This is a genomic window from Psychrobacter sp. ANT206 (assembly GCF_056880555.1).
Genome location: NZ_CP096271.1, coordinates 391,851 through 407,342 on the forward strand (window position 1 = coordinate 391,851; position 15,492 = coordinate 407,342).

At 43.6% G+C, this 15,492-nt stretch carries 13 protein-coding genes; 12 read left to right on the plus strand and 1 reads right to left on the minus strand.

What is annotated here, in order from left to right; translation table 11 throughout:
* Positions 1-30 precede the first annotated feature (30 nt).
* The 7 genes from M0221_RS01665 (at position 31) to M0221_RS01695 (ending at position 8,873) form a co-directional block, all read left to right on the plus strand.
* Positions 31-963 carry a transporter substrate-binding domain-containing protein gene (locus M0221_RS01665; protein ID WP_483284741.1) on the plus strand — a complete coding sequence of 311 codons (933 nt, stop codon included), beginning with the start codon at positions 31-33 and terminating at the stop codon, positions 961-963.
* A gap of 99 nt (positions 964-1,062) precedes the next feature.
* The gene (locus M0221_RS01670; protein ID WP_483284174.1) at positions 1,063-1,980 is read left to right on the plus strand and encodes an ABC transporter substrate-binding protein; all 918 of its coding nucleotides are present in this window, start codon (positions 1,063-1,065) and stop codon (positions 1,978-1,980) included.
* A gap of 436 nt (positions 1,981-2,416) precedes the next feature.
* Positions 2,417-3,151: an ABC transporter permease gene (locus M0221_RS01675; protein WP_020442682.1), complete on the plus strand. Its 735-nt coding sequence runs from the start codon at positions 2,417-2,419 to the stop codon at positions 3,149-3,151.
* A gap of 13 nt (positions 3,152-3,164) precedes the next feature.
* Positions 3,165-3,890, plus strand: a complete 726-nt coding sequence (locus M0221_RS01680; protein ID WP_149408866.1) for an ABC transporter permease — start codon at positions 3,165-3,167, stop codon at positions 3,888-3,890.
* Positions 3,891-3,987: 97 nt separating this feature from the next.
* A complete protein-coding gene (locus tag M0221_RS01685) occupies positions 3,988-4,704 on the plus strand; it encodes a fumarylacetoacetate hydrolase family protein (RefSeq protein WP_483284175.1) in 717 nt (238 codons plus the stop codon).
* 273 nt (positions 4,705-4,977) lie between these two features.
* Entirely contained in the window at positions 4,978-7,179 is a 2,202-nt protein-coding gene (locus tag M0221_RS01690; RefSeq protein WP_483284176.1) for a PhoX family protein, read from the plus strand.
* A 230-nt stretch (positions 7,180-7,409) separates the two neighbouring features.
* Positions 7,410-8,873, plus strand: coding sequence for an alpha/beta fold hydrolase (locus tag M0221_RS01695; protein WP_483284177.1), 1,464 nt, complete (start codon positions 7,410-7,412; stop codon positions 8,871-8,873).
* Positions 8,874-9,116: 243 nt separating this feature from the next.
* Here M0221_RS01695 and hslO read toward each other — a convergent pair whose 3' ends face one another.
* A complete protein-coding gene (gene hslO / locus M0221_RS01700) occupies positions 9,117-10,097 on the minus strand; it encodes an Hsp33 family molecular chaperone HslO (RefSeq protein ID WP_263240831.1) in 981 nt (326 codons plus the stop codon).
* Between the two features lie 551 nt (positions 10,098-10,648).
* Here hslO and M0221_RS01705 point away from each other — a divergent pair.
* The 5 genes from M0221_RS01705 to M0221_RS01725 all read left to right on the plus strand — a co-directional run bounded on the left by M0221_RS01705 (position 10,649) and on the right by M0221_RS01725 (position 15,479).
* Positions 10,649-11,641 (plus strand): glutamate/aspartate ABC transporter substrate-binding protein, encoded by a 993-nt coding sequence (locus M0221_RS01705; RefSeq protein WP_149493260.1) that lies wholly within the window; start codon positions 10,649-10,651, stop codon positions 11,639-11,641.
* A 109-nt stretch (positions 11,642-11,750) separates the two neighbouring features.
* Positions 11,751-12,497 carry an amino acid ABC transporter permease gene (locus M0221_RS01710; protein WP_011512705.1) on the plus strand — a complete coding sequence of 249 codons (747 nt, stop codon included), beginning with the start codon at positions 11,751-11,753 and terminating at the stop codon, positions 12,495-12,497.
* Entirely contained in the window at positions 12,494-13,162 is a 669-nt protein-coding gene (locus M0221_RS01715; protein ID WP_483284178.1) for an ABC transporter permease subunit, read from the plus strand. Before M0221_RS01710 ends, M0221_RS01715 begins: the two co-directional genes overlap by 4 nt.
* A gap of 183 nt (positions 13,163-13,345) precedes the next feature.
* On the plus strand, positions 13,346-14,065 hold the full coding sequence (locus M0221_RS01720) for an amino acid ABC transporter ATP-binding protein (RefSeq protein WP_041753349.1): 720 nt from the start codon (positions 13,346-13,348) through the stop codon (positions 14,063-14,065).
* A gap of 178 nt (positions 14,066-14,243) precedes the next feature.
* Entirely contained in the window at positions 14,244-15,479 is a 1,236-nt protein-coding gene (locus M0221_RS01725) for an FAD-dependent oxidoreductase (RefSeq protein ID WP_483284179.1), read from the plus strand.
* Positions 15,480-15,492 lie beyond the last annotated feature (13 nt).

Below are 15,492 nucleotides of genomic sequence, written 5' to 3' on the forward strand. Positions count from 1 at the left end.
TATTAAGGAATAAACACTATGATCATTTCAATGACCTCGTCAATGACCTCGTCAATGACCAAAAAAGCCTTGTGGTTAGCGCCATTAAGCGCTGCCATGCTGATGCTAGCTGGCTGTAACAACAGCTCTACACCGACAGAAAGCACTGAAACAGCTGCTGCAACTGATACGCCTTTAAATATCAAAATCGCGACAGAATCAAGCTATAAACCTTTTAGTTATACCGATGCTGATGGCAAGTTAATCGGCTATGAGATTGAATTGGTTGACGCACTATGTGCGCAAATGAAAGCCAAATGCGAAGTGATCTCCCAGGATTGGGATGGCTTGATTCCAGGCTTAAATGCGCAGAAGTTTGACGCTGCCATCGCTGGTATGTCAATCACCCCTGAGCGCAAAGAAGTGGTCGAATTTAGCGAACCTTACTTTCATAGCGGCATTATCTTAATCGGTAAAAAAGGCGACGATGTTAGTGTTGACGCTCTAAAAGGTCAGCCAATTGCCTCACAGCGTTCAACTGTTGCCTCGCAATATCTACAAGATAAACATGCTGATGCTGATATCAAACTTTATGATACCCAAGACAATGCGTATCTGGATCTAACGTCAGGTCGTGTGCGGGCGATGATGTCTGATAAAGTGACTGGTATTGACTGGCTAAAAACAGAAGCTGGTAAAGACTATGAGGTCAAAGGTCAAGAAATCAGCACCAATGATGATGCGATGGGTATCGCTTTCCGTAAAGGCGATCCATTGGTTGCCAAATTCAATAAAGCCTTGGCTGAGCTAAAAGACAATGGCACTTATGATCAAATCACGGGTAGCTATTTTGGTACCAGCTCAACCACTGCTGCTCAAAAAGCAGTCGCTACTAGTGATATCAAAGAAGTAGTAGTCATGGATAAAGCTAGTGTCGATGTTGATACGGCGATTGCTAAAGAAGAGCAAGCGACAGCAAACTAATATCTGTGATGACAAATATGTATTGATCCTAAGTTTTGAGGAATGCATATTTGCCAGCACTTGTCAAAATTTCACGACGTAATAACTTCAAGGATGATTATGAGTAACTATCTTCTCATAGGCTCAAATTCAATGACCAATCAGCGGTTTTTAAAACCTATGCTAGCAGTGGCAGCATTTTTAGCCTTGGTTGGTTGTAGTAACGGTCAAGATAAAGGGGCTGAAAGTACTAACTCAGACGCTAATAATACTGCGGAGACAGCTCAGAAAAAATCAGATGCGACAGAGGGTAATGTGCTGCGTATCGGTACTGAGGGTGCTTATGCGCCCTTTAACTATACCAATGCAGATGGCACGCTCGGCGGTTTTGATATCGAAATTGCCAATGCTATCTGTGCTGATATGCAAGTAACTTGTGAGATTGTGGCGCAAGATTGGGACGGTATCATCCCCGGTCTCAAGGCTGGTAAATATGATGCTATCGTCGCTGCGATGTCAGTCACCCCTGAGCGCGCTCAACAAGTCGCTTTTACGGATCCGTATTTTAGCAATGCGCTAGTGTTTTTAGCCAAAAAAGATAGCACCTTTGACCCTGCTAAGGTGACTGATATTAATGCCCACTCTATCGCCGCTCAGCGCTCCACCATCTCATCACAGTGGCTAGAAAACACTTATCCAAAAGCGGATATGAAGCTATATGATACATTAAGTAATGCGTTTTTAGATTTGGGTGCTGGTCGCGTCGATGCCATGATATCGGATAAACTGCCAGCGATTGAATGGCTCAGCTCGACGTCCGGTAATAATTATGTGTTAAAGGGCGCGGAGATTGATATCAATGATAACTTTGCGATTGCCGTCCGTCCGAATGATGAAGCTCTACAAGCAAAAATTAATACCTCATTGAGCAATATTAAAGCCAATGGCACTTATGATAAGATCAATCAAAAATACTTTGCTGTGCCAGCAAGTGCGACACTAACAGAAGCACCAGCTATAGATAGTGCTACACAGTAAAGGCTCAGTAGTATTACTGTTTTCACGACTGCATTCATATTGTGTTAATAAGCATGAGGACATCACCATTATAGTGATGTCCTTTTTCTTGTGTCCTTATTTACAGTCACGCTATTATTGTAGGCATTATTAACCAACAGATTTGCTGTTCTTTAACTAAATTATCGGCCTTTTAAGGAGAGAGATATCTATTTAGGCGGTGCTTTTACACGTCAGTATTAACATAGCGGCGAATGAATATGATAAAATCAGCGCTCATTTCTACTGTGTCAATTATCGCGGCAGTAATCGTATTAATCTAGCGTCAGTCTATGACGCAAATGGCTCATATTTCTTGGGTCTAAAGTACGTTTATTAACTGTATTCAGCTATTGATGCTGATTTTTTTAACTCATATTTTGCAATTTGCTAATATAAAGAGACTGAGTGGATAATCGTGTTTGACTTACAAGGATTTGGCGCGCTTTTATTGAGCGGCGCTACCGTCACCATACAGCTTGCCATGACCAGTCTGATCATCGGCATGTTCTTAGGTTTGCTCGGTGCCACAGCAAAGCTATCTAATATCTGGCTGCTGCGCAAAATTGCGACTGTCTATACCGCCACGATGCGCGGTATTCCTGAGCTGCTATTGGTACTGTTTATCTACTATGGCGGCTCTATATTGCTAATGAGCATTCTCAAAAAGTTCGGCTATAACGACTATGTCGAGATTAGCGCTTTTTGGGGCGGCGTGATGGCACTTTCTATTGCTTTTGGTGCTTATGCGACTGAAATCTTCCGTATGTCGATTCAAGAGATTCCTATAGGACAGCGAGAAGCGGCGCAAGCGATTGGTATGCGTCCTTTTCAGACTTTTTATCGCATAACCTTACCTCAAGTATGGCAGATTGCATTGCCAGGTTTGGGTAATCTATTTTTGGTTTTGCTTAAAGATACGGCACTGGTGTCGGTCGTAGGTCTCAAAGATATCATGTATCAGTCCTCGCGTGCCGCGCAATCAACACAGCAGCCATTTACCTTTTATATGGCAGCGGCAATAATTTATTTAGGTTTGACCATGCTGATTACTGGCTTTATGATGTGGCTTGAATGGCGTGCCAATCCGGCGGCGCGTTATGCTAAAAAGCTCAGCCGTCAAACCACTCACCGTCAATCGACCATAGGATAAAGGGGAAGATACTATGGATTGGAATTGGCAGGTTATTTTTGATCATATCCCAGACTTACTCAGTGGCGCGGTATTGACCGTACAGTTGGTTTTGTTCTCGGGTATTATTGGCTTATTTTTTGGTTTGGTTTTAGCGCTGTTACGTCTGTCCAAAAATTGGGTGGTACAGATACTCCCTTTTCTGTATATCTTCTTTTTCCGTGGCACACCGCTACTGGTACAGATATTTTTGATTTACTATGGTCTTGGGCAGTTCGAAGCGGTACGTAATTCGTTCTTGTGGGAGCCAGTTCTTAGCCAAGCTTACTGGTGTGCTATCATTGCCTTTACCCTAAATACCAGTGCTTATTTAGCCGAGATTATCCGCGGTGCGATTCAAAATATTCCGGTCGGTGAGCTTGAAGCTGCCGATGCAATTGGGATGTCAAAGTGGCAGAAACTGACCCGTATTACGTTACCGCGTGCCTTTGGTATTGTGATTCCGGCATACAGCAACGAAGTAATCTTTATGCTGAAAGGTAGTGCGCTAGCGTCAACGATTGCTTTGATGGATATCACGGGCGTTGCCCGTACCATTAGTGCGCGGACCTATACCTTGATGGAGTTGTTCTTCGCTGCCGGTATCGTTTATCTGTTGTTATCGTGGGTGATTCTGTTTAGCTTTAGAATGTTTGAAAAGCGCATGAATCGTCACGCAAGCTATGTGCCACCAGATGTGACTACGCATACCGTCGGCTAGTGAATTATCATGAATAAAACTTATCATTAACGTTATGATAAATAGTGCAGTATGTTTCGCTTTTTAAAATATTAATCATCTGTTGTGAGTGCCTAGTATGAGCCAATCACCATCTATATCCTTAGTCGATACAATTGCTGCCAGCGTCAAGGATGACGCGAGTATTGCCACCATTAACGATAGCGTACGAGCGTCCATCGGAAAGGTCATTTGCGTTGGCCGTAACTATGCAGAACACGCGCGTGAGCTTGGCAATGAGATACCAAAATCGCCTATCTTGTTCATGAAGCCATCATCATCAGTGGTCAGCGTACACAATGAGATTGTCCGTCCAAATCCAGCGCTGTATGGCGACACTCATTACGAAGCAGAGCTATGCATTCAGCTGGTAGGCGACTTATCGGCAGCAACGATTGAACAAGCAAAGCAAGCGATAGGTGGCGTGACTTTGGGACTTGATTTGACCCTGCGTGACTTGCAAAGCAAGCTAAAAGATAAGGGTCATCCATGGGAGCGTGCTAAATGTTTCGATGGTGCTTGTGTGCTTGCCGATTGGATTGATCCGCAAGCGTTTGGTGATTTTTGCCATGTTGAATATCAGCTTTATATTAATGATGAGCTGAAGCAAGATGGTAATACTGCCTTGATGCTATTTCCAGTATATGAGTTACTGGCAGAGATTAGCCATGCCTTTAGCTTACAAGCAGGCGATGTGATTATGACTGGTACGCCGAGCGGCGTTGGTATATTGCAAGCAGATGATACGCTAACATTCAAGCTTGGCACTCATGAATGGCAGGTGCAAGTTCGATAACTTTTTATCTCAGCAGTATCATATAAGTTTTTAAATGCATTAACGCTATCAAAAAATCCCAAGTTCATACTTGGGATTTTTTTGGTTTATCAGGAGTAATAGCCATTTGTCATGAGGTTATCGTCACCTTATTATCAAATGGGCATTTGGTTTTCAACGTACTGTCATAAACACTCAGTAGACTTAGGCATAATTCGTATTTTGGTGATTGCAATTACAAGACTGTAATCAACTCTCTCATGCCAATCAAGCCTAACAGCAAGGTGACTGATAATGACATTATTGAATAACAAACAACCACTTGCCCATGAAGTCGTTGAAGATTCTAATCCGACCAACAATATCGATTTTCAAACCATTATTAGCCGTCGTTTAAATCGGCGTAGTATCCTAAAAGGTGGCACAGGATTAACAGCGGCGGCGTTTTTTGGCGCGCTACCTTTAGTCGGCTGTAGCGATGACGATGATAGTATTCCTGCCAAAAATAATGGCAATGATGCTGCTGTCCCTGCACAAGGTGATCTCAAACGTCCCGAAACTTTGAAGTTTACCGCAGTGGCGCATTCGACTGCCGAAACGATGAGCGTGGCAGCAGGCTATAAAGCCGAGATGATATTACCACTTGGTACGCCGCTAATATCTGGTATTGATGACTGGAAAGACAATCGAGAGCAGTCGGCTGAGTCATTCGAGTGGCGCATGGGTGATAATCATGATGGCATGTGGTTTTTTGGCAAAAAGGGCAGTACCTATGACCCCAAAGCGTCAGAGAATGGGCTGCTGGTAATGAATCATGAATACGTAAACAGTAGTGAGCTTAGTCCGTTTGGCTATCATGTTATCCAAGATAACAACGCCGCGCCCATCTTTCAAAATCGTCGACTTGCTAGCGACGTGCGCCGTGAGGTTAATTGTCATGGGGTGGCGGTGGTCGAGATGAAACGCCGCGCTGATGGTATGGGCTATGAGATGGTGGCTGATTCGAAATATAATCGCCGTCTCACGAGTAGTAGTACGGCGCAGTTGACAGGACCCGTTGCTGGCTCTGATTTGGTCAAAACTAAGTTTGATCCGACAGGCTTTCAGACTCGCGGTATCAATAATAACTGCGGTGCAGGTTTATCACCTTGGGGCACTTATCTGACCACCGAAGAGAACTTTTTAGGGGTATTTGCCCGTGGGCAAGATGCTAGCCAATTAAGCGCTGGGCATAACTATGGTCGCGAACGCTACGGGGCAACGGAAAACTTCCCTGGTTGGGAATATTTATGGCATACCCCTGATGCTAAAGATGCCAAGATAAGCGATGAGTTTTCACGCTGGGATATGACCGCCGCTAGTGCTAGCGCTGCTGACGATTATAGAAATGGCTTTAATACCTTTGGCTATATCACCGAAATTGATCCTTTTGATCAGAATTCCATACCGCAAAAGCGCACGGCACTAGGGCGTTTTGCTCATGAAAATTGCGCCTATGCTCCTGTTGAACAAGGCAAACCGGTGGTTTTTTATATGGGTGACGATGCTCGGGGCGAATATATCTATAAGTTCGTCTCCAAAGCCACATGGTCAATTGCTGATATCGGCGGTGGATTAAAAGCAGGTGATAAGTATTTGAATGAGGGTACGCTCTATGTTGCCATCTTTAATGAAAATGGCCGCGGTGAATGGAAAGCGTTGATTCACGGTCAAAATGGACTGGATGTCTCCAATACGGTCTTGCCTTTTCATGGACAAGATGAGGTGTTGGTCTTTGCTCGTGCAGCAGCAGATGTGGTCGGTGCCACCAAAATGGATCGACCAGAGTGGGTGTCGGTCAGTCCTATAACGGGCGATGTATATGTGACATTGACCAATAATAAATATCGCGGCGTACGTGATGATCAGCCACTTTCAGCGCCCAATCCGCGCAGCTATAATACTGGCGGCAAAGCGCGTGGTAATGACAATGGTCATATTATTCGCTGGGCAGAAGCAGGGGGCGATCATGCGGCAACCAGTTTTGAATGGGATATTTATTTATTTGCTGCGCCGAGTGATTTATCAGCAGAAAACTTATCACAATTAAATGACAATAATGACTTTTCTTCCCCCGACGGCTTATACTTTGATCCACGTGGCGTCTTATGGATTCAAACAGATGACGGTGCTTATACCGATACCAGCAGCTGTATGTTGCTAGCAGCGCTACCGGGCAATGTCAGCGATGGAACCCTCACTACTACGTCAGCGGGGCAACAAACCCGAGTCGGCATGCCTGCCACTAATGACAATATCAAACGTTTCTTCGTCGGTCCGGAGGGCTGTGAAGTCACAGGTATTACGATGGCCCCAGACTTTAAAACCTTATTTATTAATATTCAGCATCCGGGTAATACGTGGGGCGCTATTGCTGGAGGTAGTACACCACGCTCAGCCACCGTCATGATTACTCGCGAAGATGGTGATGTCATACTGGCAGAGTCATTTGTCTAGTTAAACATTTGCATTAGTAATGATGCGTCTTAACAAACATAAAAATCCTAAGCCATGGCTTTGGGATTTTTGTGTTTTAGGCGGTAGTTACTAGTGTGCAATTTTTGATATTGAATAATTACATGGCTTTTTGACAATAAAGATACTTGATAGTTAAATCATTCTCTTCTGTTTATGACCATTACAGGATAGTATGGAAAATCCCTTTAACTGTTTGATATGTCAACATTATGCTCAGTCCAAAACCTTTAGAAACTATCCATGATTTATTTGCAACGACTCGGCGTCCTTCTGATGAGCAATCTGCTATCGATATAGGATTTCAAGGCGATGTCTATGAGGAACTGGATAAGCTTGACTATATCTATGTGGATGAGCTGACTGAAAAAAGCGTGAATCATAGTGATGTTCAACCGTATCAACCGCTCTCATTGGTTGGTTTTTTTGAAGGATTGGCACAGCTTGCGACTATGGGTGTGGTCGAGGTGACTGATATTGTAGAAGCCATCCACCGTGAGATATTACTGCGTCCTTTAGGGCGGTTTAATAAAGGAAATGTCGAGCGCTGGCAACAGGGTATCACGGGACGCATTTATGGTACGGTACGTCAGGCGATGCAGCTGATTGGTAATAATTTAGCCTCAGGTCTGCACCTTTATAATACTGTTTTAAAGCCCAAAAAGGTCAGACTATTACCAAAGAACTTGCGGCGCATGGTCAATATCCTAAACGGAGTGATGGGTGATCATCTGATTACGCATCAAAATCCATTAGCAGTATCGATGGTGCTGTATGATACCAATAATCGGGTGCAAAGCGCTGTATTGTCAGGGCGCGTTATTATTCTATGCCATGGACTTTGTTTAAGCCACTTAAGCTGGAAAGTATCTGGTGAGAATAATCTGGCAAAAGTGCTTATGTATAGCTTGCCATCATCGACTGTCTTGTACTTAAACTATAATACAGGTCGACGTATCTCAAGTAATGGACGTAGCTTTGCTCAAGTGTTGCAAGATTTGGTTGAGAATAACCCAGACATCACCCAGATTGATTTGGTCGGTCATAGTATGGGCGGTTTGGTAAGCCGTAGCGCGCTGTTTTATGGCAAAGAGCAAGGTTTTAGCTGGGTCAAAAGGGTGAGCAATCTGGTGACTTTAGGGTCACCGCATCATGGCGCAAGTTTGGAGCAGATTGGGCATTTTGTCCAAGATAAAATCGCTAAATTGCCCTTTGCTGGGTCATTGGCAAAGCTTGGTGATATGCGCAGTGCGGGTATCATTGATCTGCGTTACGGCAGTATTCGAGATGCCGACTGGCAAGCGTTAGAGGGGCGTAGTGTGCTACCAGCAGATTTTCGGCATCCTACTCACTTGCCATTGCATGTGAATACCTATCTGGTAGCAGCAGTGATGGTCGAGACCCATTTTGAATTTAAGACCACAAGTTTATTGGGCGATGGGCTAGTTTCGGTAGAGTCAGCACTGGGTGAGCATACCGAAGAGCATACGCTGGCAGTACCAGAGGGACACAAAGCTATTTTTTATGGGATAAACCATATGAACTTAATCTACAGCGATAGAGTACATCAGCAAATCATTGCTTGGCTCTTGGATGATAGATTAGGCGATGCACATGAAGCAAAGTATGCGCTGAACCCGCGTATTTATTCTTATCCAGAAACCTATGAGGTTTAGCATAAGAGATACAAAATAATCAGACTAATGCTAAAAACCCTCAAGCATCATACTTGAGGGTTTTTTATGACTGACTATAGTGAATTCAGTATTAAAACGATACAGTAGGACTGGGATGAATTTTACGCAGCCTCTGTCGGCGTAGGCACAGCACGCCAGAAAAATTTATACCAGTACTGCGTTGAAATATAACGTATCTGTTTTATTTGGAATTGACTATACTTAAATAAATGAGATAAAAGACTACTCAGCAAAAATCGCTGCCACATCGTCTTTATTAAATTTATAAATCTCACCGCAGAATCCGCAATCCATCTCAAAGGTACCGTTTTGCTCTGCAACGATATCCAATGCTTCTGTTTCGCCAATTTGCTCGATTGCCATTTCACACTTTTCACGTGAACACGTACAACCAAACGATAACGAGATAGGATCAGGAGCAACGACTTTTTCTTCATGATATAAGCGATACAAAATCTCATTGGTATCAAGCGTGGTCAATTCTTCTGCTTTCAGTGTACGCGTCAATACAGACAAGCGTGTCCACAAGTCATCATCAATACCAGCATCTTCATTTTGCTCAACTTCGTAGGTTTCTTGAGCGGTACGCGGCAGCATTTGCACCAAGATGCCACCCGCTTGTAAACCATCAGATGCCAAATTAATCAGCGTTGGAATCTGTGCCGATTGCTTTTGATAATGCGCCAAGCAATCTGCCAAATTGTCATGGCTACGTTCAACAATACCTTGATACGGCTCGCCGCCATCCGGTTGGATATTGATAAATAATACGCCTTGACCAGTAGCGCCCAGTTCAGCAAACGCTTCTTTAGCATGCAGCATATTATTCCACGCTTGTACGTGCTCGTCAGTATCATCTTTCCAGCTAGCAAGGGCGCGGATAATACCGTTTTGATCACATTCAGCCATCGCCCAATTCAGCAAACTATCGCTATCTGATGATTGCAATTGAATCGACAAGCGACCATTTATTTTAACAGTACCAATCAGCAAACTTGCAGCCGTCAACATCTCACCGAGTAAGCGTTTTAGTGCTTCAGGATAAGGCTTTTGCGCAATGGTCGTCGCATAGCTACGCGATAGGCGCACCACATCACCGCGCACCGGAGAGTCTTCAATAAAAAAGCGTTGGCGAATGTCGTTATCTTGCATCAGATCAGTATTTTGTTCAGGGGCATTCGGATTTTGGGTATCTTGGATCATAGGTCATTTATAAGATTAAGAAGTTGCTAGCTTTATGGGGATAGGTTCGGATTTATCAATCGTATCTATAGTAGATACACTTTTAAAAAAATACAGTGCTACTGGGATTAATTATTCGCAGCTTCTTTCTGCGTAGGCACGGTCAGCAAGCAGAATTGATACCAGTAGACCTTATAATTTTTGTATTTCTTTTATTTATGACTGAATATAGTAGATTGTTGACGTAAGGAATGCCGTTTATAAAAAATGAATTTCTCTATTAGCCTTATCAAATACGTACCTATATTAATGACGTTAGAGCTTGTTTTATTTAGGGATTATCATCTCCAACAAATTAAAAACCAAAAATAGTCAGCTGAGTAAAAAAAGTTTACCCTCGTCAGTCAATTTGTTGTACAGTAACATTAAGTTGCATAGTGATAAACAACAGCAACAGCACGGATGCATAGCAATAGGGCCCATAAACGCAAATTTATAGCGTTTTTCTACGGTTTCTATCGCACTTAAATGTCATTCCAATCTTGTGGCAATGTGATAAAAGGACATATCTCATGACTTACTCTCTTTCTACCTCTATATCCAAACCATTAACGTTAGTTGCCTTTATGGCACTAGCTCTAGCAGGCTGTAACAACAATAGCCAAACCAGCAATGAGGCGACGCCAGCAGATGGAGCAACCACTGAGGCGACGGCAAATACCAACGGTACCTTAGATAAAATCAAAGAATCAGGCACCATCGTCGTCGGTCACCGTGACTCTTCCATTCCGTTCTCATACATCGCTGATGATCCAAATCAGCCGATCGGCTATGCTCATGATTTAGAGATGAAAGTGGTAGAAGCTGTCAAACAAAAGCTGAATATGCCAGATCTAAAAATCCGCTATAACCTTATTACCTCACAAACACGCATCCCATTAGTACAAAATGGTACAGTGGATTTTGAGTGTGGTTCAACAACCAATAATGAAGAGCGTCAGAAACAAGTCGCTTTCTCTAACGGCTTCTTTGAAATCGGTACGCGTTTACTGACCAAAAAAGATTCAGGTATCCAAGGTTTCGATGATTTAAAGGGTAAAACCTTGGTCACGACTGCAGGTACAACTTCAGAGCGTTATATTCGTGAATACAACGATGACAAAAAGATGGATATCAATGTTATCTCAGCAAAAGACCATGGCGAAGGTTTCTTGATGCTAGAGAACGGTCGTGCCGATGCCTTTATGATGGATGATGTATTGCTAGCAGGCGAAAAAGCCAAAGCAAAAAATCCAGATGAATGGGTCATTGTTGGTGAGCCACAATCGTTTGAGATCTATGGTTGTATGATGCGTAAAGACGATCCAGAATTTAAAGCGGTGGTCGATGAAGCATTAGCCAATGTCTTTAAGTCAGGCGAGATCAATAGCATCTATGACAAATGGTTCTTAAATCCAATTCCACCAAAAAATGTCAATCTAAAGTTTGAGATGTCAGATAACTTAAAAGCGTTGATTGCCAATCCACATGATAGCGATCAGCCAAAAGTAGCGACTGCGCAATAACGCTCCTTGTCCCTCAACATAGCATGCTTACGCGTTCAGATTGTTTGTCAAATAGTTTGATAGCAGTCTGAAAGCGTGGGCTTTTTAACCGTTGCTCGGAGAGACAATTATGAATTATAGCTGGAACTGGGGTGTGCTCTTTGAGCAGACCGGTATCGGTAGCGAGCTGTATATCCATTGGATGATTACTGGTCTTGGCTGGTTGTTATTGATTGGCAGTATTGCATGGGCAATCGCCATGGTGGTTGGTACTATTTTTGGCATCATGCGTACCTTGCCGAATAAAGGCGCACGTGCTATCGGTACTGCTTATGTGACGTTTTTCCGTAATATTCCCTTATTGGTACAATTATTTTTCTGGTTTTATATCGCTCCAGGTTGGCTCACGCCATCCATACAAGAGTGGTGGTATAAAGACTTGTCTCCCAATACCTCAGCCATGCTGTCAGCCAGTATCGGTCTTGGTTTATTCACCGCAGCTCGTATTGTTGAACAAGTACGTACTGGTATCGAGTCACTACCTCAAGGGCAAATCAATGCTGCTTACGCGCTTGGCTTTAGTATCCCGCAAGCCTATAAAGAAGTACTGCTGCCACAAGCGTTTCGGATTATCTTACCGCCGCTGAGCTCAGAGCTGACCAACTGCTTTAAAAACGCCTCAGTTGCGTCTTTGGTTGGGGTAATGGAGCTGATCAGTCAGACCAAAACCATCAGTGAATATACCCAAAACAGTCTTGAGATTTATACCTATGCGACCATTATTTATCTGGTGTTTAATCTGTCTTTAATTGCCATTATGGGGCTAATTGAACGTAAATTGCGTGTGCCTGGGCTAATTGCAGGGAGTCAAAAATGAATATGACCGAACTTGCAACTGCCTATCCCGGTTTGATGGGTGGCATGCTGATGACTTTAAAAGTATTATTTTTAGCAATCTTAGGCGGTCTCAGCTTAGGGACGGTATTGGCTTTGATGCGTTTGTCTGGTATCAAAGCACTTGAGATACCTGCAAAGCTATACGTCAATTATTTCCGTTCTGTGCCATTGTTACTCGTACTGCTCTGGTTTTATTTTGCCGTACCGATGATTTATTTTTGGGTCGCTGGTAAATACCTACAACTCGATACAGCTTTTACCTCGTGTGTAGTCGCTTTTATGATGTTTGAAGCGGCATATTTTTCAGAGGTGGTACGTGCGGGTATCCAATCTATCGGCAGTGGGCAGGTTAACGCTGCCAAAGCGCTTGGCATGACCTATGGGCAAACGATGCGCTTGATTATTTTGCCGCAGGCTTTTCGCAAGATGCTACCGCTGATTTTGCAGCAATGTATTATTTTATTCCAAGATACGACATTGGTTTTTGCGATTGGCTTGACGGATTTTTTCCGTGCCGCTTATGTACGCGGTGAGCTGATGGGTTTATTAACGCCCTATATATTAGGAGCAGGCGCTGTTTATTTTATTATCAGTTTGAGTGCCTCTATTGGCGTGCAACAAGTACAAAAGCGTTTAAGGTTCTAATGATCTTTAATAAATTCGTATCGGAACCTGTACGTTAAGAGCTATATTTAATAATGATGAAAATAATGTGGTTAGGAGCCAGTGATGAATGAGCCAGTAATGAATAATACTGACACGTATATAAATGAATTTGGCGGACTGGTCACTAACACTGGTCATGCAAGCGATGAAATCGTCATCCAAATGAGTGATGTGAGTAAATGGTATGGTGATTTTCAAGTATTGTCTGGCTGTAGTGCCCATGTGCATAAAGGCGATGTCGTCGTCGTTTGTGGTCCATCGGGCAGCGGTAAGTCGACCTTGATAAAAACGGTTAATGGACTAGAGCCTTTTCAAAAAGGCGAGATTATGGTCAGCGGTATCTCCGTTGGCGCGCCAAAAACCAACTTGCCAAAATTACGTAGTAGTGTCGGTATGGTCTTTCAGCACTTTGAGCTGTTCCCGCATCTGACGATTGTTGATAATTTGACTGTCGCGCAAATCAAAGTATTGGGACGTAAAGAAGCGGAAGCCAAGCAAAAAGCCATGGCATATCTAGACCGCGTCGGACTAACGGCGCAAGCAGCAAAGTATCCAGCTGAGCTGTCCGGTGGGCAGCAGCAGCGTGTCGCGATTGCACGTGCGTTAGCAATGGATCCAGTGGCAATGCTCTTTGATGAGCCAACTTCAGCACTTGACCCTGAGATGATTCAAGAAGTACTTGATGTCATGGTTGAGCTAACCCGTGAGGGCATGACGATGATGTGTGTTACCCATGAGATGGGCTTTGCCAGTCAGGTGGCCAATCGGATTATCTTTATGGATGAAGGTCATATCGTTGAAAACTGTAGCAAGGATGAGTTTTTTGAAAGCGCGAAAAGTGACCGCGCGCAAATGTTTTTATCAAAGATTCTCAATCATTAAGGCAGTCATTTAGAGTTGATTTATTTAGAGCGCCTATTAATAGGCGCTTTTTTTATTGTAAGCGACTTTATAAACGCCTACGTGAGTGAATACCTGTTTACTGATATAATGGCAGCCACTATCATAAACAACCACTATCATAAAAACAATATAATCTCTCATCTATCATGGAGTCAGTATGAGCAAAGAAGCTACATTTCCTATTACTACAGCAACAGACGCCAAAGGTATTGTCATCATTGGTGCAGGTTTAGCCGGCTGGCACGTGATTGATGCCATTCGTGCCAAAGACAAAGATGTGTCGATTACTCTAATCACCACAGACAATGGCGATCGTTATCATAAGCCGATGCTTACCATGGCAATCAGCCAAAACAAGCAGGCATCAGACTTGGTACGCGCGACTGGCGCTGATGCGGCAGAAGCGGCACAAGTGACCTTACTTGCCAATACGCAAGTCACGGACATTGATGCTGCTGCGCAAACGGTACAGCTTATCTCAGCGCTGCGCTCAGATCCTGTTTATACCAATTATGCAACCATCAGCTATGACAAGCTGGTCTTAGCGATGGGTGCTCATCCTATTTTCCCTAAGAGTTTGCCGCAAGATTTGGTATGGCATGTCAATCATATTGAGCGTTTTGGGCAGCTACAAGAAAAGCTGGCAGCTGGCAGTCAGCATGTGGCGATTGTCGGTGCGGGTATGGTAGGCACTGAGATTGCTGAGGACTTGCTCAAGGCGGGTCATGAGGTGACCTTAATTGATTTAAATGATGCGCCGCTATCGCAAATGCTACCGCCAAAAGCGACAGCTCGTATTGCCAAAGCAGTGCAGTCGCAGGGTATTAATTTCTTAGGCGGTTATCAAGTATCCGATGTCATACGTAATGATGACGGTAAGCTGCAAGTTAGCTATGAGCCATTTACTCCTAATGGAGAAGATACAGAGGCTCAGTCATCTGAGATGTTAATCGTCGACCATGTGATTGCCAGCACGGGTCTGACCGTTGATGGTAAATTACCAACTGCAGCTGGAGTTGAGTTCAACCATCGCACTGGTATCGTGGTAGATGCGCCAACACTACGAACCAATACCAATAATATTTATGCGATTGGTGATTGTATGTCTATCAATGGTGTTGCCTGCCGTTATGTAGCGCCACTACGTGCGCAAGCAGCAACGATTGCTGATGATGTATTAGGTTTAGAGCATAGCGGTTATGAGCATAAGCCACCGATGATTCGCTTAAAGAATAAAGCGATCTCAGTGATGGCCACGGGCGTACCGCAAGCAAACGGCAACTGGCAAGTAGCCACTGAAACTGAAGACGAGCTTATTATGAATTTACTCAATGATAATAATGAAGTCAGCGCGACCGTTACTATTAAGGCGCCGCCAATTGTATCAGTGTAGTAATTATCAAATT

Excerpts from the sequence above, each read along its gene's own strand:
- M0221_RS01665 (WP_483284741.1), top strand. The coding sequence starts at position 31 with ATGACCTCGTCAATGACCTCGTCAATGACCAAAAAAGCCTTGTGGTTA.
- M0221_RS01670 (WP_483284174.1), top strand. The coding sequence starts at position 1,063 with ATGAGTAACTATCTTCTCATAGGCTCAAATTCAATGACCAATCAGCGG.
- M0221_RS01680 (WP_149408866.1), top strand. The coding sequence starts at position 3,165 with ATGGATTGGAATTGGCAGGTTATTTTTGATCATATCCCAGACTTACTC.
- M0221_RS01685 (WP_483284175.1), top strand. The coding sequence starts at position 3,988 with ATGAGCCAATCACCATCTATATCCTTAGTCGATACAATTGCTGCCAGC.
- M0221_RS01690 (WP_483284176.1), top strand. The coding sequence starts at position 4,978 with ATGACATTATTGAATAACAAACAACCACTTGCCCATGAAGTCGTTGAA.
- M0221_RS01695 (WP_483284177.1), top strand. The coding sequence starts at position 7,410 with ATGCTCAGTCCAAAACCTTTAGAAACTATCCATGATTTATTTGCAACG.
- hslO (WP_263240831.1), bottom strand. The coding sequence starts at position 10,097 with ATGATCCAAGATACCCAAAATCCGAATGCCCCTGAACAAAATACTGAT.
- M0221_RS01705 (WP_149493260.1), top strand. The coding sequence starts at position 10,649 with ATGACTTACTCTCTTTCTACCTCTATATCCAAACCATTAACGTTAGTT.
- M0221_RS01710 (WP_011512705.1), top strand. The coding sequence starts at position 11,751 with ATGAATTATAGCTGGAACTGGGGTGTGCTCTTTGAGCAGACCGGTATC.
- M0221_RS01715 (WP_483284178.1), top strand. The coding sequence starts at position 12,494 with ATGAATATGACCGAACTTGCAACTGCCTATCCCGGTTTGATGGGTGGC.
- M0221_RS01720 (WP_041753349.1), top strand. The coding sequence starts at position 13,346 with ATGAGTGATGTGAGTAAATGGTATGGTGATTTTCAAGTATTGTCTGGC.
- M0221_RS01725 (WP_483284179.1), top strand. The coding sequence starts at position 14,244 with ATGAGCAAAGAAGCTACATTTCCTATTACTACAGCAACAGACGCCAAA.